Source organism: Saccharothrix lopnurensis, assembly GCF_042658445.1.
GTDB classification, from domain to species: Bacteria; Actinomycetota; Actinomycetes; order Mycobacteriales; family Pseudonocardiaceae; genus Actinosynnema; species Actinosynnema lopnurensis.
Genome location: NZ_JBHSQO010000002.1, coordinates 217,372 through 233,788, shown reverse-complemented (window position 1 = coordinate 233,788; position 16,417 = coordinate 217,372). Strand labels below are relative to the sequence as shown.

Genomic DNA, 16,417 nt, shown 5'->3' with positions numbered 1-16,417 from the left:
TGACCTACCAGACCGGTAACCTCGACCCCGTGGATTTCGCGGGTTTTGACCTGATCGTGGTGGGATCGGGCTTCTACGGCCTCACCGTTGCCGAACGCGCCGCCTCCCAGCTGGGCAAGCGGGTGCTGGTGCTCGAACGCCGGGAGCACATCGGCGGCAACGCGTACTCGGAGGCGGAGCCGGAGACCGGTATCGAGGTGCACCGGTACGGCGCGCACCTCTTCCACACCTCGAACAAGAGGGTCTGGGAGTACGTCAACCAGTTCACCGAGTTCACCGGCTACCAGCACCGCGTGTTCGCGATGCACGCCGGGCAGGCGTACCAGTTCCCGATGGGCCTCGGCCTGATCGCGCAGTTCGTCGGGCGCTACCTGGGCCCGGAGGAGGCCCGCGCGTGGGTCGCCGAGCACGCCTCCGAGATCGACTCCAAGGACGCGAAGAACCTGGAGGAGAAGGCGATCTCGCTGATCGGCCGCCCGCTGTACGAGGCGTTCGTCCGCGACTACACCGCCAAGCAGTGGCAGACCGACCCGAAGGAGCTGCCGGCCGCGGTAATCAGCCGCCTCCCGGTCCGCTACACCTTCGACAACCGGTACTTCAACGACACCTACGAGGGCCTGCCCGTCGACGGCTACACCGCGTGGCTGAAGAAGATGGCCGATCACCCGAACATCGAGGTGCGGCTGAGCACCGACTTCTTCGACGTGCGCGAGGAGATCCCGGCCGGCACCCCGATCGTGTACACGGGTCCCCTGGACCGGTACTTCGACTACAGCGAGGGCTGGCTCGGCTGGCGCACGCTGGACTTCGAGCAGGAGGTCCTGCCGGTCGGTGACTTCCAGGGCACCCCGGTGATGAACTACAACGACGCGGACGTGCCCTACACCCGCATCCACGAGTTCCGGCACTTCCACCCGGAGCGCGAGTACCCGTCGGACAAGACGGTCATCGTCCGCGAGTTCTCCCGCTCGGCGGAGAAGGAAGACGAGCCGTACTACCCGATCAACACCGCCGAGGACCGCGCCAAGCTGGAGCGGTACCGGGAGCTGGCGAAGCAGGAGGCGGCCGAGCGCAACGTGCTCTTCGGTGGCCGGCTGGGCACCTACAAGTACCTCGACATGCACATGGCCATCGGCTCGGCGCTCACCGCGTTCGACAACCGCATCGCCCCCCACCTGGTCGACGGCACGCCGCTCGACGGCAACCTGGACTGATCGGGGCCGGTACTCCGTCGCCGGCGCGGGCCGCGCGACGGAGTATCGTCGGTGCCACCGTGGCCACCTCGTCCAGGTGGCCGGACTTCACCCGCAGCTCACCCGAACCGCCCGTGCGCGCGGTTCGTCCGGAGGGAACCAGTGACCGAGCAGAGCCCCCTCGATCCCAAGCACGTGCTCCAGCGCGTGATCTTGCCCCGGGAAGAGGACCCGCTTGACGTCCGCCCGCTGTACCTGGACGAACCGGAGAACGTGCACGCGCACGTGTCGTCCCGGCGCTCGGTGACGGTCCCGGCGTCGGCGAAGGTCTCGTTCGCGTCGTACTTCAACGCGTTCCCGGCCAGCTACTGGAAGCGCTGGACGGTCGTGGAGGAGGTCGTGCTGCGGCTGCGGGTCCGCGGCGCCGGCCGCCTCGACGTCTACCGCTCCAAGCCCAACGGCGACCCCGTCCACCTCGACGGCCGCCCGGTCCGCATCGGCGGGCAGTGGGAAAACGTCGAGTTCCGGGTCAGCCTCAAGCCGTTCGAGGACGGCGGCTGGATCTGGTTCGACGTGTTCACCGACGACAGCACGCTGGAGATCGGCGAGGCCGCCTGGACCACCGACCAGGTGCTGCCGGAGCAGCAGGTCGCCATCGGCATGACCACCATGCGCCCGGTCGACGCCGTCATCGCCCTGCGCGCGCTGGGCGAGGACCCCCAGGTGCTCGCGGTCGTGCAGAAGGTGTTCGTCGCCGACCAGGGCGCGGTGAAGGTCCGGGACACCGAGGGCTACGCCGAGGCCGTCGCCCTGCTGGGTGACAAGCTTGAGGTCATCGAGCAGGACAACCTCGGCGGCTCGGGCGGCTTCACCCGCGGCCTGTACGAGGCGATCGAGCACACCGACGTCGACCAGATCATGCTCATGGACGACGACATCCGGCTGGAGCCGGACGCGGTGCTGCGCTCCAACGCGTTCGCCCGCGCCGCCGCCCAGCCGGTCATCGTCGGCAGCCACATGCTCAACCTCCAGGCCCGCGCCCGCCTGCACAGCATGGGCGAGGTCGTGGACCTGGCCAGCTGCTTCTGGCGGGCGGCGCCGGGCGCGGTCACCGACCACGACTTCGGCGAGGAGTCGCTGCGCGAGACCGGCAAGCTCCACCTGCGCATCAACTCCACCTACAACGGCTGGTGGATGTGCCTGTTCCCGCGCGAGGTCGTGCAGCGCACCGGCTACCCGCTGCCGCTGTTCATCAAGTGGGACGACGCCGAGTACTCGCTGCGGGCGCTGGAGAACGGCTACCCGACGATCTCGCTGCCCGGTTCCGCGGTGTGGCACATGCCGTGGACCGACAAGAACGACGCCACCGACTGGCAGGCGTACTTCCACACCCGCAACCGGCTCATCATGGCCGCGCTGCACAGCCCGTACGACATCCGCTCCACCCTGGTCAAGCAGGGCATGAAGCTGTCGCTGCGGCACCTGCTGTCGATGGAGTACTCGACGGTGGCCGTGCAGCAGAAGGCCATCGAGGACTTCCTTGAGGGTCCGGGCCGGCTGTTCGACTCGCTGCGCACGGCCCTGCCGGACATCCAGCGGCTGCGCAAGACCTACAGCGACGCCCAGGTGCTCCCGTCGGCCCGCGAGTTCCCGCCGCCCACGTTTGACATGGTGCGGGCCGAGGCCATGCTCAAGCCGCCGGTGAACCCCGCGGTGATCGCGGCGAAGGCGTCGAAGGCCCTGCTGCACAACCTGCGCACCCCGGAGAAGCACACCGAGGAGCGCCCGCAGATCAACGTGCCGGCCACCAACGCCCGCTGGTTCCTGCTCGGCAACCTGGACAGCGCGACGGTGTCCAGCGCCGACGGCAGCGGCGTGGCGTTCCGCAAGCGGGACCCGAAGGAGTTCCGCCAGCTGATGGCGCGGGTGGTGCGCAACTACCGCCGGCTGGGCCAGGAGTGGCCGCGGATGAAGAAGACCTACCGCGACGCGCTGCCCGAGATGACCTCGGTGGAGTCGTGGCGCAAGGTGTTCGAGAACCAGTGAGCCGGTGGCCGGCCGCGCGCCGGTGAACGCTCCGCAGGGGTCCCCGCCAGGGGACCCCTGCTTTTATTGTGCCGGCGGGGTACGACGATTTCGGGTCGCCGGGGCTTGGGCAGCGCGGACGAGACCGCCCTCGACGCCGACGAGTCCTCGGCCGGCCGTCGCCCCGGTTCCGACCACCGGGCTCCGCCGACGCCCACCAGGCGTTTTCTCGCGCCACGCCTCCCGGCCCGGATCGGGCCTTCACGAGGCCGAACAGGGGGAGGAAGCGGGGAACAGGACGCGGCGGCGGCCGGCGCGGGCAGAACGGGCGGCACTCGACGGGGAGGGACCTCAACCCGCGTGCCCCTGCCCTCGACCGCGGGAAAGCCCGGTTGACGCACCGACGAGCGACCGGGCGCCGAGGTTCCCGGCCGCGCGCCGGAGAACGCTCCGCAGTGCTCTCTCCCCGGGGGCGGCAGGGTCAGCGGCCCGCACGCCCCACCGCCGGCGACCCGCGCTCACTCGAAGTGCGCGGCCACCACGTGGCTGAAGTTGACCACGAACTCCTTGCCGTCCCCGATCGGGATCGCCTGCGTGTGGCCGTTGCGCACGACCTGGATCAGGCGCGGCGCCAGGTCGGCGACCGTCTCCTCCGGCACCTTGATGGAAATCGGGTTCGGGTTCGCGGCCAGGTGCAGCACCAGGGCCGTCCCACGCGCTTCGGAAACCATGCGCACAGCTCACCAGCACCCCGCCGACCAGGCAAGGAAGGTTCGCCAACGGCGATTCCGCCGCCGGCTGAACCCCGCCACCCGGCCGGACCTCACTTGCGGAAGAACCGCTCCCGCTGACCCAGCCGCACCAGCCGCAGCCACTCCAGGAACGCCTTCGGGTCCCGCCGCACGCCGATGAAGTACAGCCCGAACCGGAACGCCTCCAGCAGCCCCAGCTTGCGCATCCCCGGCTGCGAGAGCAGGTACCCCCGGTTGCGGTAGGTGTAGTACCGCTTGACCTCGTTCTCCGGGTCCTGCGCGTGGAACCGCCCGCCGAGCATCGGCTTGAACTCGTCCGACCCGTCCGGGTGCAGGTAGGCGACCCGCAGGGACGTGCCGAACCGCAGCCCGCTGCGCACCAGCCTGCGGTGGATCTCCACCTCGTCGCCGCGGAAGAACAGCCGGTAGTCCGGCACGCCGATCACGTCGACCGTCGACGCCTTGAACAGCGCGCCGTTGAACAGGGACGCGATGCCCGGCAGGAAGTCGCGGCCGAGCTCGGACGCGTTCCGCTTCCAGGTCAGCCCCCGCCGCAGCGGGAACGCCAGCTTCTCCGGCCGGTCGATGTTCGTCACCACCGGCGAGACGGCGGCCAGGTCGCGCCGGGACGCCTCCTCCAGCAGCACCGCGAGCACGGTCTCGTCCGCCGGCCGGCCGTCGTCGTCCGCCAGCCACAGCCAGTCCGCGCCCAGCGACAGCGCGTGCAGCATCCCCAGGGCGAAGCCGCCGGCGCCGCCGAGGTTGCGGTGCGACGCCAGGTACGTCGTGGGGATCGGGCACTGCGCGACGAGGTCGTCGACCGGCTGGTCCGGCCCGTTGTCCACGACCACCAGGTGGTCCAGGGGCCGCGTCTGCGACGCCAGCACCTTCAGCGAGTCGGCCAGCAGCTCCCGCCGGTGGCGGGTCACCACGACCCCCACCACCGCGCCCTGGGGCAGGGCCCTCTCCACGCTCACCTACTCGCCACCGTTCCGGCTCAAAGCCCTCGGCTGACCGATCCGATCCAGCGTCTCCTGGCTCAGGTGCTCGAACGGGTCACGCCCCTTGTAGGAGGTGATCACCTCGCGCAGCGAGCCCTGCGACTTGACCTGCCCCTCCTCCATCCAGATCGCCGTGGTGCACAGCTCGACCAGGAAGTCGTCGGAGTGGGAGGCGAACACCAGGATGCCCGACCGCTTGACCAGGTCGTTCAGCCGGTCCCGGGCCTTCTCCAGGAACGCCGCGTCCACCGCGCCGATGCCCTCGTCGAGCAGCAGGATCTCCGGGTCGATCGAGGTCACCACGCCCAGCGCCAGCCGCACCCGCATACCGGTCGAGTAGGTGCGCAGCGGCATGGACAGGTAGTCGCCGAGCTCGGTGAACTCGGCGATGTCGTCGACCCGCTTCTCCATCTCCTTGCGGCCCATGCCGAGGAACAGGCCGCGGATCATGATGTTCTCGTACCCGGAGATCTCCGGGTCCATGCCCACGCCGAGGTCGAAGACCGGCGCGACCTTGCCCACGATCCGCGAGCTGCCCCGCGTGGGTTCGTAGATGCCCGCGAGCAGCCGCAACAGGGTGGACTTGCCCGCGCCGTTGTGGCCGACCAGGCCGACGCGGTCACCGTGTTGGAGCGAGATGTTGATGTCGTGCAGCGCCTCGATGATCGGGACGCGACCCTCCGCGCCGATCTTGCCGCCGACCTTGCCCAGGGCGAGCTTCTTCAGCGACCTCGACTTGGCGTCGAAGATCGGGAAGTCGACCGAGGCGTTCCAGACGTCGATGCTGACCATGGTGTATTCGTGGCCTCACTCAGACCCAGTAGGAGACGCGGGCACGGTAGTTGCGCATGGCGACCAACGCCAGTGTCCACCCGACGAGGGTGAACCCGCCCACCACGACCCAGTGGTGCCAGTCCTGGGCGTGGCCCAGCATCGGCGCCCGGACGATCTCCACGAAGTGGTAGATGGGGTTCAGCTCGGCGATCAGCACGCGCCAGTCGCCGCTGCCCCCGCCTTCATCACCGGTGACCCGGTTGAGCACGCCCACGTGCCACACGATCGGCGTCATGAAGAAGACGAGGTTGATGAAGCTGTGGATGACCGGCGGGATGTCCCGGAACCGGGTGCTGATGATGCCGAACAGCAGCGCGACCCACACGGCGTTGACGGCGATCAGCACGAAGCCGGGGATCGCCAGCAGGGCCGTCCAGGACAGGCCCGGGTGCAGGAAGTCGTCGCCCTCCATCCGGTAGGGCTTCGTCAGCTCCGGGAAGAAGATGGCCATCACGATGACGTAGACGACGAGGTTGTGCAGGAAGAACAGCACCTGGCGCCACACCATGCGCAGCACGTGCACGGTGACCGGCGCCGGCAGGTGCTTGATCAGCCCCTCGTTGGCGATGAACACCTCGGTGCCCTCGGTGATGACACCGAGGATGAAGTTCCAGATGATGAAGCCCGCGGTGACGTACGGGAGGAAGGTGGACAGCGTCTGGCCGAACAGCTGTGAGTACAGCAGCCCGAGCGCGAGCGCCGTGGTCCCCATCGAAATGGTGATCCACAGCGGACCGATCACCGACCGGCGGTAGCGCTGCTTGATGTCCTGCCAGCCCAGGTGCGCCCACAGCTCACGCTGGCGCCATGCGTCGCGCACGTCGCCGAACGCCCGCGCGAAGGTGCGCGAGTTGGGTGCAGGGGGAGCCGCTGGTCGATCGACCGTACTCGTGGGTTGCACGATGTGTGAGACTACCGGCGGTAGCGCGTATCCCGTCACGGGGAGGCACCGCAGCCCGAGTGCGTGACCTTGTTGGGATCATCGGACCACATCTCTACCATCAGCGCGTGACTGAAACCCCGAGGATGTCCTCCTCCCCGTGGGCCGGAGCGACCATCTACCTCGTCGGGACTTCCGGGTTCCCCAACTACGGCGACGAGCTGATCACCGCGACGTGGTTGCGCTACCTCGCCACCGTGGCGCCCGAGGCGGACGTGTGGGTGGACTGCGCGAGCCCCGGCCCCGCGACCGTGCTGCTCGGCGGCCTGCACCCGCGGGTGCGGTTCGTCGACACGCTGTGGCGGCTGTGCTGGGAGGCGCCCTCCGACGACCCGTGGGAGGTCGCCTCGTGGGTTCAGCACGCCGTGCGGTTCCCCGGCCACGCGCCGCGGTGGGTGCAGGCCATCGAGCTCCTGAGCAGCGCGGACATCGTGCACGTGATCGGCGGCGGGTACGTCAACGCCATCTGGCCCCGGCACGTCGGGCTCGTCGCGGGCGCCGCGGCGGCGGTGCGGCGCTCGGGCGGTCGGGCCGTGATGACCGGCCAGGGCCTGCACCCGGCGGCCCCGCAGGCGGCGTCGCTGCTGCGCAAGCTCTCCGAGCGGTTCGACGTGGTCGACGTCCGCGACGAGCCGTCGGCGGAGCTGCTCGACGCCGCCGGGGTGGAGAACGTGGGCAAGACCGTCGACGACGCCTTCCTGGGGCTCGGCACGCACCTCCACAGCAAGGAGGAGGACCTGCCCGAGTTCATGCTGTGCATCCAGTCCGACCTGATCGAGGTGCCGAAGCCCGCGCTGGCCTCGCTGGTCCTGGACACCCTGCGGTCCTGGGGGGCGACCCCGGACAACATCGGCTTCGTCGAGGGCATCCCGAGGGTGGACCGCGAGGTCTACGGCCTGATCGAGCACGAGCTGCCCGACGTGCGCTTCTTCCCGTTCTCGGACATCTGGCGCGACGGGCTGCCGGTCAGGGCCGGCCAGAAGTGGCTGTCCACCCGCTTCCACCTGCACATGGTCGCCGCGTCGGCCGGGGCGAGCGGGGTCGCGGTGAGCGTCCGGCCGGACTACTACGCGACCAAGCACCGGTCGCTGATCGACCTCGGCTCGTCCTGGACGATGACCACGGACGTGACCGACGTGCCCGAGGCGCCCACCGGCGGCGGCTACGCGCCCGAGCTGCTCGCGAAGTACCGGGAGACGAAGCTCGAACTGGCCCGCCGGATCTACACCCCGCCGGTGCGGCCGGAGCCCGAGCCGCCCGCCGAGGAGCCGCCCGCGCCGGTCGTCGAGGGCAACGGGAGCAAGCCGCGCGGGCTGCGCGGCATGGCGTCCCTGTGGGGGGCGCTGAGCTGAGCGGGGCGCGCTGAGCTGAGCGGGGCGCGCCGGGCCCGCCGGGTCGGGGTGCGCCGGGGTCGGGCCGCGCAGGAGCGGCCCCGGTGTCCGCGGGCGGTCTGACCGCCTGGGGCACCGGGGGAGGTTCCGGGCAGCCCGGCCCCGCCGCCGCCCGGCCCCGCGGTTCGACCCCGCGGTTCGACCCCGCCGCGGCCTGGCGGCCAAGCCCGCCGCGGCCCGGCCGGCCCGTCGTCCTCAGAGGTACTGGCCGGTGCCCCGCAGGTGCGGGCCCTCCCGGTTCTCGGCCGCCCCGCCCGGCCCGGCGGGCAGCGCCCGGCCCCGCATCTGCTCCAGCTGCACCCGCGCCGCCATCTGCTGGGCGAACAGCGCCGTCTGGATGCCGTGGAACAGGCCCTCCAGCCAGCCCACCAGCTGGGCCTGCGCGACCCTCAGCTCCGAGTCCGACGGCGTGCCCTCCTCCGTGAACGGCAGCGACAGCCGCTCCAACTCGTCCCGCAGCTCCGGCGCCAGGCCGTCCTCCAGCTCGTCGATCGACCGCTTGTGGATCTCCTTGAGCCGGTTCCGGCTGGCCTCGTCCAGGGGCGCGGACCTGACCTCCTCCAGCAGCTGCTTGATCATCGTGCCGATCCGCATGACCTTCGCCGGCTGCTCGACCAGGTCGGTCACGTCCTGGCCGCCCGCGTCGTCACCGGCGCCGGCCGGCAACCGCGTGGCGCCCACGGGCGTCCCGTCCGGGCCGACCACGACCACGTGCCGCTCGTTCTCCTGCTCGCTCATGCCCTCCATCCTGGCTCGATGGGGCCCGGTGGGGCGAACCGGGTCACGGATCGGGTGGCAAACCCGCGGCCCCTGCTGTCGGTGCGGCGGACCTCGTCCGTACGGTGTGCGGCATGGCGTTCGACGTCGCACGAGTCCGCGGCCTGTTCCCCGCGCTCGGCGACGGCTGGGTTCATCTCGACGCTCCTGCGGGGATGCAAGTACCCGAACAGGTGGCCACGGCCGTCTCCACCGCGCTGCGCGCACCCGTCTCCGGGCCGGGTGGCATATTCCCTGCCTCGCAACGCGCCGAGGCCATCGTCGACGCGGCTCGGCGGGCCGTCGCGGACCTGGTGGGCGCCGATCCCGCCGGGGTCGTGCTCGGGCCCAGCTCCGCGGTGCTGCTGCAACGGCTGTCCGACGCGCTGTCCGACACCTGGTTCCTCGGCGACGAGGTGGTGGTGTCGCGCCTGGACCACCCGGCGAACATCGCGCCGTGGCAGCGGGCCGCCCAGCGCACCGGCAGCGTGGTGCGGTGGGCCGAGGTCGACATCGAGACCTGCGAGCTGCCCGCGTGGCAGTACGACGAGCTGATCACGCCCCGCTGCAAGCTGGTCGCCGTCACCGCCGCGTCCGGCTCCGTCGGCACCCGCCCCGACCTGCGCAAGATCGCCGAGGCGGCCCGCCGCACGGACGCCCTGGTGGTCGTGGACGCCTCCTCCGCCGCGCCGTTCGTGCCGCTGGACGTCACCTCGATGGACGCCGACGTGGTGGCGGTCTCGGCGAACAACTGGGGCGGCCCGCCGGTGGGCGCGCTGGTGTTCCGCGACCCGTCCATGCTCGACCTGCTGCCCTCGGTCGCCGTCGAGCCCGGCGCGCGCGGCCCGGAGCGCCTGGAGCTGGGCCCCCACGCCTACCCGCTGCTGGCCGGCCTGGTCGCCTCGGTGGAGTACCTGGCGGGCCTCGACGACGCGGCCGTCGGCCCCCGGCGGGAGAGGCTGCTCACGTCACTGCGGTCCGTGAAGGCGTACCAGGCGGGTTTGCTGGCTAATCTCATCAACGAACTGCGATCGCTCCGTCACGTCATGGTGATCGGCGACGCCATGCGGCGGGTCCCCGCCCTGGCGTTCACGGTGGCCGGCGTGAAGGCCACCGACGGCGTCGAGCACCTGTCCGAGCGCGGCGTGTGCGCGTTCGCCGACTCGGGGCAGCACGGGGTGTTCTCGGTGCTGGGGGTGGGTGAGGTCGGCGGGGCCATCCGCGTCGGGCTCGCCCACTACACGAACGCGGTCGAAGTCGACGAGCTCGTGCGGGCGGTCGCCGAGCTGGGGTGAGGGGCGGGGCTGGGTGGACGACCTGCTGTCTCGGGAGATCGCCGACCTGGCCGCACTGCACCGCCTCGCGCCGCTGATGTCGGAGTACCTGCCGAACACGGCGCACGAGCTGCGGCCCGCCGCGCTGGCCGCCGTGGTCGACGAGGTGCTGCTCGGCTCGCGCACGGTGGTGGTGGAGTGCGGCTGCGGCGCGTCCTCGGTGGTCCTGGCGCGGCTGCTGGCCCGCCGCGGCTTCGGGCACCTGCTGTCGATCGAGCACGACGAGCGCACCGCGGCGTTCGTGGCCAGCCAGCTCCGGCGCGAGGGGCTCGGCCACGTGGCCCGGGTCGTCCACGCCCCGCTGGCACCCCACCCGGCGGCCCTGGGCAACGCGCAGTGGTACCACCCCCGGCTGGTGCACGACGAGGTGTCGGCCTTCGTCGAGCGCTACGGCCTGGTGGACCTGCTCCTCGTGGACGGCCCCCTGCTGGGCGACGCGCGCTACCCGGCGCTGCCGGTCTTCCGGGGCGTGCTGGCGCCCGGCGCGGCGGTCCTGGTGGACGACGCCGAACGCCCCGGCGAGCAGACGGTGCTGGTGCGGTGGGCCGACGAGTTCGCCCTGCGCTTCCGCGCCACCCCGCGCACGTTCCTGGCCTCCGCGACCGCGCTCGACTGACCCGCGCTCGACTGACCCGCGCTCGACCGACCCGCGCTCGACCGACCCGCCCTCAGACCGCCAGCACCACCTTGCCGAACACGTCGCCGCCCTCCAGCGCCCGGTGCGCCTCGGCGGCCTCCCGGATCGGCAGCACCCGGTCCACCACCGGCTTCACCCGCCCGTCCGCCACCATCGGCCACAGGTGCTCCCGCACCTCCGCGACGACGCGCCCCTTCCCGCTCGGCCCGTCCACCGGCCGGAAGCGCAGCCCGGTCGCGCTCACCGACGCCCGCTTCGCCAGCAGCTTCCCGATGTTCAGCTCGGCCTTCACCCCGCCCTGCATCCCGATGATCACCAGCCGCCCGTCCGGGGCGAGCACGTCCACGTTCCGGTCGAGGTAGGCCGCGCCCATGTTGTCCAGCACCACGTCCGCCCGCCCGACCTCGGCCACGAAGTCCTGCTCGCGGTAGTTCACCAGGACGTCCGCGCCCAGCTCGGCGCACCGCGCCAGCCGCCGCGCCGACCCCGCCGTCACCGCGACCCGCGCGCCCAGGGCCTTCGCCACCTGGACCGCGTGCGTGCCGATGCCGCCCGCGCCGCCGTGCACCAGGAACGTCTCGCCGGCCGACAGCCGCGCCAGCAGCACCACGTTCGACCACACCGTGCACGCGACCTCCGGCAGCGAGGCCGCCGTCACCAGGTCCACCCCGCCGGGCAGGGGCAGCAGCTGCGCGGCCGGCACCGCGACCAGCTCCGCGTACCCGCCGCCGGCCAGCAGCGCGCACACCTCGTCGCCGACCTCCCACCCGGTGACCCCGGGCCCCAGCGCCGCCACCGTGCCCGAGCACTCCAGGCCCGGCACGTCCGTGGTGCCCTTCGGCGGCGGGTAGTGGCCCTGGCGCTGGAGCAGGTCGGCCCGGTTCACGGCGGTCGCCGCCACCCGGACCAGCACCTCACCGGGCCCCGGTTCGGGGTCCCGCACCTCCGTCCACGCCAGCACGTCCGGCCCGCCGGGTTCCCGAGTGGTGATCGCTCGCATGGGCCCGACGGTAATCCGCCGGCCCCGCCACCGCGCGGTCGCCACCATTGAGCGCATGAACCACTGGCCCTTCCACGACCTGGTGCTCCGCACCCCCCGCCTGGAACTGCGCCCCGACGACGACGACGGGGGCCTGGCCGAGCTGGCCGACCTGGCGCTCGCCGGCGTCCACCGGCCCGACTGGACCCCGTTCGGCGTGGCCTGGACCGACGAGCCCCGGGACCGGCTGGCCCGCAACACGCTCCAGCACCACTGGCGCCTGCGCGCGGCCCTGTCGCCGGCGAGCTGGACGCTGAACCTCCTGGTCCGGCTGGACGGGGAGGTCGTCGGCTCGCAGGCGCTCGGCGCCGAGGACTTCGCCGTGCTGCGCGAGGTCACCAGCGGGTCGTGGCTCGGGCTGGCGCACCAGGGCCGGGGCCTCGGCACGGAGATGCGGGCGGCGGTGCTCCTGTTCGCGTTCGACCACCTCGGGGCGCTCGCCGCGCGGTCGAGCGCGTTCGACGACAACCTGCCGTCGCTGGGCGTGAGCCGGAAGCTCGGCTACCTGCCGGACGGCGGGTTCGTGCAGGTCAGGCGTGGTGAGCGGGCCGCGCAGACGCGGCTGCTGGTGACCCCCGCGACGTTCCGCCGACCCGACTGGGAACTGTCGGTCAGCGGCGTCACGCCGTGCTTGCCGCTGCTCACGGGCTGACAACCCACCGACTGACGGATTGATTTCACCCGCTCGGCTTGTGAGGGTTCGGCATCCGAGTGAAGGGGAACTCGATCATGTCAGCAAGATCCGGGATTCGACGCGCGGCGATCCTCGCGGCGTCAGCTTCCCTCGTCCTGGTCGCCGTCCCGACCGGCAACGCGGCGCCCGCGAAGTCCGACGGGCCGCAGCTGGCCAAGAAGCTCACCAAGAGCGTGACCCTGGAAGGGGTCAACCGCCACCTGATCGCCTTCCAGCGCATCGCCGACCGCACGGGCGGCTCGCGCGCGGCCGGCACGCCGGGCTACGACGCCAGCGTCGACTACGTCGCGGGCAAGCTGCGCGGCGCCGGGTTCGACGTCACGACGCCGGAGTTCACCTACCCGGTCCAGATCACCGACGCGGCCGTCGCGAAGGTCGGCACCACGACCTACGAGAACATCCCGCTGGAGTTCTCGCCGCAGACGCCCGTCGGCGGCGTCACCGGCCCGCTCCGCGTGATCCCCACCAGCGACGCCACCCCGGGCTGCGAGGCGACCGACTTCGCGGGCCAGGACTTCACCGGCGCGATCGCCCTGGTCCCGCGCGGTTCCTGCACGTTCGACATCAAGCACCGCAACGCCGCGGCGGCGGGCGCGGTCGCCGTGGTCATCTCCAACAACGCCGAGGGCAGCCTGTCCGGCGTCACGCTCGGCGCACCCGGCGTCGTGCCGACCGGCGGCGTGACCCGCGCCGACGGCGCCGCGCTGGCCGCGCGGGCGGGCGAGCCCGTCACGGTCGACCTGCGCTACCACCAGGAGGACCGCGTCTCGCGCAACGTCGTCGCGCAGACCAAGACCGGCCGCAAGAACAACGTGGTCGTGGCGGGCGCCCACCTCGACAGCGTCGAGCTCGGCGCGGGCATCAACGACAACGGCACCGGCTCGGCCGGCCTGCTGGAGACCGCCCTCCAGCTCGGCGGCTCGCCGAAGGTGAACAACGCGGTGCGCTTCGCCTGGTGGGGCGCCGAGGAGCTGGGCCTGGTCGGCTCGGAGAAGTACGTGCAGTCGCTGACGTTCGAGCAGCAGCTCGACATCGCCCTGTACCTGAACTTCGACATGATCGGCTCGCCGAACGCGGGGTACTTCGTCTACGACGGCGACGACTCCGACGCGGTCGGCGCGGGCGCCGGCCCCTACGGCTCGGGCCAGATCGAGCAGGCGTTCGTCGACTACCTGGAGACCGAGAAGGGCGTGCGGACCGAGGGCACGGACTTCACCGGCCGCTCCGACTACGGCGAGTTCATCCTCAACGGCATCCCGGCCGGCGGCCTGTTCACCGGCGCCGAGGGCGTCAAGACGGCGGCCCAGGCGGCCAAGTGGGGCGGCACCGCGGGCGTCGCGTACGACCCGAACTACCACGGTGCGGGCGACAACCTGGGCAACGTCGACCGCAAGGCGCTGGACCGCAACTCCGACGCGCTCGCGTGGGTGACCGCGTCGTACGCGATCAGCACCGAGGACGTCAACGGCGTCCCGCCGCGGGCCAAGCGGGCCGAGACCCGCGCCGCCGCGGCGCGGTCGATGCACGTCGAGGAGCACCACACGCACGCCGACGTGGCGTGACGAACTGAACGGGACGGGGCCGGTCCGCTCCTCGGCGGACCGGCCCCCACCCCCTTTTCGTGCGTAGCTTGGGATCATGCGACTCCTGCTGCCGGTCCTGCTGCTGCCGGCGGTCCTGCTGCTGGCGGTCCTGCTGCCGACGGCGTGCACGGTGGCCTCAGAGCCTCCCGCGGCCACCACGTCGGAACCGCTGCTCCCGATCGAGGTGCCGCCCGACCCCCTGGCGGACTTCCGCGACCTCGACCAGTGCGCGATCCTCGACCTCGTCGAGGAGTCGGAGGAGTCGAGCTGCACCAGGCTCATGGAGGAGGTGGACCGCTACCACCCCAGGCTCGAACTCAGGTTCGGCGAGTTCATGCCGGACCCGCGGGGGGAGCAGGAGACCATCGACCTGGGCGACGACCTGGTGGCCCACGCGGACGAGTGCGCCCCGTACGGGCGGACCTTCGACGTCCCCCTGGTCGAGGGGCACGGCCTTCGGTTCAGGTTCTGGGCCATGGCCGGCACCCACACCACGCCGCCGCAGGAGTGGGTGGACGAGCACCTCTGCGCGGCGGTGCCCGACCTGCTCCGGCAGGTGGAGCCGGCGCTGCGCGAGCTGCCCCGCCACCCCGAGGGTGCGTTGGCGGACCCGTGCGCGGTGGTGCCGGCGCTCACCGACCTGGTCGGCGGCGGCGAGGCGCACCGGCAGAACCGGCACGATGCCGGTTGGTGGCGGACGATCGACCTGTGCGAGGCCGTCGGCCCCCTCGGCAAGGTGGTGGTCCGCTACCAGGGGGACCACGACAGGCCCCGGTTCGCCCCCGACTCGACCCTGTCGGGTCGCCCGGTGAGCGTGGACCACCACGGGAACGAGCGGCAGAACTGCTCCCTGGTCTGGTACCAGCGCAACCGCGCCGAGGAGGACTCGGAGGGCCGCATCACCGTGGCGTTCGGACTGCTCTCGGACGACAACCCGCCGCCGCGCCCCTTCGATGCGGACCCGTGCGTCGAGGTCGCGAAGGCGGCGACGGCGGTGATGGAGGAACTCGACCGCTGACCGAGACCGCGCGCGCCGCCGCGAACCTGTACGCGGTCGGCGCCCCGTCCGGGGTTCGGCAGGCACCGCGACCGCGCCGCGGTCAGTCGAGGCGCAGGACCGTTTCCTCGATCTCGGTGTTCCGCGCGTTCGCGTACGAGACCTCCGTGCCGACGACCCGGAAGCCCGCCTTCCGCAAGACCTTGAGCGATCCCGCGTTGTCGCTGGCGGCGCGGGCGTGCAGGGGCCGGACCGGGACCAGGTCGAGCAGGAGCGCGAGGGCCGCGCTCGCGACGCCCTGACCCCAGGCGGAGCGGTCGATCCAGTAGGTGACCTCGGTGTCGCCCTCCACGACGAAGCTGGAGATGCTGCCGACCAGGCGCCCCCGGTGGGTCACCGCGCGCAGGGTGATGTCGGGCGAGGCCCTCAACCTCGACATGTGCCGGTCGAACGCGTCGCGGTCGTCCGGGTCGGCGGCGGTGAAAGCGGCCATCCGCACCGACTCGGGGTCGCGCACCTGCTCGAACAGCGCGTCGAGATCGGGATCGTCGATCAGCCGCAGTGCCACGTCCGCCACCGGTGTTCCCCCGCCCCCCAGGGAGGCGCGACCACCCGGCAAGAGGTGGTCACACCCCTTCTGACCTGCGGAAGCGGAGGGATTTGAACCCCCGGACGGTTGCCCGTCTCCCGCTTTCAAGGCGGGTGCATTCGGCCGCTCTGCCACGCTTCCCGATGTGCCGGCAGCAGGCTACCCGTCCACCCCGCGCAGGTGCGCGATGACCCGGTCGAACACCTTCGCCAGCACCTCCTGCTCCTCCCGCGACAGCAGGTCGATCATGTGCTCCCGCACCCCCTCGACGTGCGTCGGCGCGGAGCCCTCCAGCACCGCCATCCCCTGGTCGGTCAGCTCGGCGAACACCCCGCGCCCGTCCTCCGGGCACTCGCGCCGCCGCAGCAGGCCCTCCCGCTCCATCCGGGCCACCTGGTGCGACACCCGGCTCTTGGACGACGCCACCTCGTCCGCCAGTTGCGACATCCGCATCCGCCGCCCCCGGCGTTCGGAGAGCCGCACCAGCACCTCGTAGTCGGCCAGCGACACACCGTGCCTCTCCTGCAACTCGCGGTGCAGGCGGTCCTCCAACATCGACGCCCCGACCACGTAGTTGCGCCAGGCGCGCATCTCCGCGGCGTCCAGCCAGCGCGGCTCCTGCTCAGTCACCTCCACAGGCTATGCCGCACAT

The 16,417-nt window shown here is 71.9% G+C and carries 16 protein-coding genes and 1 tRNA gene; 8 read left to right on the top strand and 9 right to left on the bottom strand.

Features of this window, described 5'->3' with window-relative positions; genetic code table 11:
* The first annotated feature begins 29 nt into the window (after positions 1 to 29).
* The gene (gene glf / locus ACFP3R_RS03180; RefSeq protein ID WP_380632543.1) at positions 30 to 1,214 is read left to right on the top strand and encodes a UDP-galactopyranose mutase; all 1,185 of its coding nucleotides are present in this window, start codon (positions 30 to 32) and stop codon (positions 1,212 to 1,214) included.
* Between the two features lie 141 nt (positions 1,215 to 1,355).
* Positions 1,356 to 3,239 carry a glycosyltransferase gene (locus ACFP3R_RS03175; RefSeq protein ID WP_380632541.1) on the top strand — a complete coding sequence of 628 codons (1,884 nt, stop codon included), beginning with the start codon at positions 1,356 to 1,358 and terminating at the stop codon, positions 3,237 to 3,239.
* A 497-nt stretch (positions 3,240 to 3,736) separates the two neighbouring features.
* Here the strand turns inward: ACFP3R_RS03175 and ACFP3R_RS03170 are convergent, their stop codons facing one another.
* The 4 genes from ACFP3R_RS03170 to wzm all read right to left on the bottom strand — a co-directional run bounded on the left by ACFP3R_RS03170 (position 3,737) and on the right by wzm (position 6,706).
* Positions 3,737 to 3,949 (bottom strand): hypothetical protein, encoded by a 213-nt coding sequence (locus tag ACFP3R_RS03170; RefSeq protein WP_380632538.1) that lies wholly within the window; start codon positions 3,947 to 3,949, stop codon positions 3,737 to 3,739.
* 92 nt (positions 3,950 to 4,041) lie between these two features.
* Positions 4,042 to 4,947: a galactofuranosyltransferase GlfT1 gene (gene glfT1 / locus ACFP3R_RS03165; protein ID WP_380632535.1), complete on the bottom strand. Its 906-nt coding sequence runs from the start codon at positions 4,945 to 4,947 to the stop codon at positions 4,042 to 4,044.
* Positions 4,948 to 5,763, bottom strand: a complete 816-nt coding sequence (gene wzt / locus ACFP3R_RS03160) for a galactan export ABC transporter ATP-binding subunit Wzt/RfbE (protein WP_380632532.1) — start codon at positions 5,761 to 5,763, stop codon at positions 4,948 to 4,950.
* A 19-nt stretch (positions 5,764 to 5,782) separates the two neighbouring features.
* A complete protein-coding gene (gene wzm, locus ACFP3R_RS03155) occupies positions 5,783 to 6,706 on the bottom strand; it encodes a galactan export ABC transporter permease subunit Wzm/RfbD (RefSeq protein ID WP_380632529.1) in 924 nt (307 codons plus the stop codon).
* Positions 6,707 to 6,813: 107 nt separating this feature from the next.
* Between wzm and ACFP3R_RS03150 the strand changes: the two genes are divergently transcribed.
* Positions 6,814 to 8,097 (top strand): polysaccharide pyruvyl transferase family protein, encoded by a 1,284-nt coding sequence (locus ACFP3R_RS03150; protein ID WP_380632526.1) that lies wholly within the window; start codon positions 6,814 to 6,816, stop codon positions 8,095 to 8,097.
* 234 nt (positions 8,098 to 8,331) lie between these two features.
* On the opposite strand, the gene ACFP3R_RS03145 is transcribed toward ACFP3R_RS03150, so the two are convergent.
* Entirely contained in the window at positions 8,332 to 8,874 is a 543-nt protein-coding gene (locus tag ACFP3R_RS03145; protein WP_380632523.1) for a bacterial proteasome activator family protein, read from the bottom strand.
* Positions 8,875 to 8,987: 113 nt separating this feature from the next.
* Here ACFP3R_RS03145 and ACFP3R_RS03140 point away from each other — a divergent pair, with 113 nt between their 5' ends.
* Complete coding sequence (locus ACFP3R_RS03140; protein ID WP_380632520.1) at positions 8,988 to 10,187, top strand: cysteine desulfurase-like protein; 1,200 nt, start codon at positions 8,988 to 8,990, stop codon at positions 10,185 to 10,187.
* Positions 10,188 to 10,200: 13 nt separating this feature from the next.
* Complete coding sequence (locus ACFP3R_RS03135) at positions 10,201 to 10,842, top strand: class I SAM-dependent methyltransferase (RefSeq protein WP_380632518.1); 642 nt, start codon at positions 10,201 to 10,203, stop codon at positions 10,840 to 10,842.
* A 52-nt stretch (positions 10,843 to 10,894) separates the two neighbouring features.
* Here ACFP3R_RS03135 and ACFP3R_RS03130 read toward each other — a convergent pair whose 3' ends face one another.
* Entirely contained in the window at positions 10,895 to 11,863 is a 969-nt protein-coding gene (locus ACFP3R_RS03130) for an NAD(P)H-quinone oxidoreductase (RefSeq protein WP_380632516.1), read from the bottom strand.
* A 55-nt stretch (positions 11,864 to 11,918) separates the two neighbouring features.
* Here ACFP3R_RS03130 and ACFP3R_RS03125 point away from each other — a divergent pair, with 55 nt between their 5' ends.
* The 3 genes from ACFP3R_RS03125 to ACFP3R_RS03115 all read left to right on the top strand — a co-directional run bounded on the left by ACFP3R_RS03125 (position 11,919) and on the right by ACFP3R_RS03115 (position 15,197).
* Positions 11,919 to 12,554 (top strand): GNAT family N-acetyltransferase, encoded by a 636-nt coding sequence (locus ACFP3R_RS03125; protein WP_380632513.1) that lies wholly within the window; start codon positions 11,919 to 11,921, stop codon positions 12,552 to 12,554.
* A 77-nt stretch (positions 12,555 to 12,631) separates the two neighbouring features.
* Positions 12,632 to 14,158, top strand: coding sequence for a M28 family metallopeptidase (locus ACFP3R_RS03120; protein ID WP_380632510.1), 1,527 nt, complete (start codon positions 12,632 to 12,634; stop codon positions 14,156 to 14,158).
* Positions 14,159 to 14,234: 76 nt separating this feature from the next.
* A complete protein-coding gene (locus ACFP3R_RS03115) occupies positions 14,235 to 15,197 on the top strand; it encodes a hypothetical protein (protein WP_380632508.1) in 963 nt (320 codons plus the stop codon).
* A gap of 82 nt (positions 15,198 to 15,279) precedes the next feature.
* Here the strand turns inward: ACFP3R_RS03115 and ACFP3R_RS03110 are convergent, their stop codons facing one another.
* The 3 genes from ACFP3R_RS03110 to ACFP3R_RS03100 all read right to left on the bottom strand — a co-directional run bounded on the left by ACFP3R_RS03110 (position 15,280) and on the right by ACFP3R_RS03100 (position 16,395).
* Positions 15,280 to 15,753: a GNAT family N-acetyltransferase gene (locus ACFP3R_RS03110; protein ID WP_380632505.1), complete on the bottom strand. Its 474-nt coding sequence runs from the start codon at positions 15,751 to 15,753 to the stop codon at positions 15,280 to 15,282.
* A gap of 68 nt (positions 15,754 to 15,821) precedes the next feature.
* A tRNA-Ser gene (locus ACFP3R_RS03105) sits at positions 15,822 to 15,906 on the bottom strand.
* 18 nt (positions 15,907 to 15,924) lie between these two features.
* A complete protein-coding gene (locus tag ACFP3R_RS03100) occupies positions 15,925 to 16,395 on the bottom strand; it encodes a MarR family winged helix-turn-helix transcriptional regulator (RefSeq protein WP_380632503.1) in 471 nt (156 codons plus the stop codon).
* Positions 16,396 to 16,417: the final 22 nt, after the last annotated feature.

What these genes read in the sequence shown, in the direction of transcription:
- ACFP3R_RS03170 (WP_380632538.1), bottom strand. Translation starts at nt 3,949, where the DNA reads ATGGTTTCCGAAGCGCGTGGGACGGCCCTGGTGCTGCACCTGGCCGCG.
- wzt (WP_380632532.1), bottom strand. Translation starts at nt 5,763, where the DNA reads ATGGTCAGCATCGACGTCTGGAACGCCTCGGTCGACTTCCCGATCTTC.
- ACFP3R_RS03145 (WP_380632523.1), bottom strand. Translation starts at nt 8,874, where the DNA reads ATGAGCGAGCAGGAGAACGAGCGGCACGTGGTCGTGGTCGGCCCGGAC.
- ACFP3R_RS03140 (WP_380632520.1), top strand. Translation starts at nt 8,988, where the DNA reads ATGGCGTTCGACGTCGCACGAGTCCGCGGCCTGTTCCCCGCGCTCGGC.
- ACFP3R_RS03130 (WP_380632516.1), bottom strand. Translation starts at nt 11,863, where the DNA reads ATGCGAGCGATCACCACTCGGGAACCCGGCGGGCCGGACGTGCTGGCG.
- ACFP3R_RS03125 (WP_380632513.1), top strand. Translation starts at nt 11,919, where the DNA reads ATGAACCACTGGCCCTTCCACGACCTGGTGCTCCGCACCCCCCGCCTG.
- ACFP3R_RS03120 (WP_380632510.1), top strand. Translation starts at nt 12,632, where the DNA reads ATGTCAGCAAGATCCGGGATTCGACGCGCGGCGATCCTCGCGGCGTCA.
- ACFP3R_RS03115 (WP_380632508.1), top strand. Translation starts at nt 14,235, where the DNA reads ATGCGACTCCTGCTGCCGGTCCTGCTGCTGCCGGCGGTCCTGCTGCTG.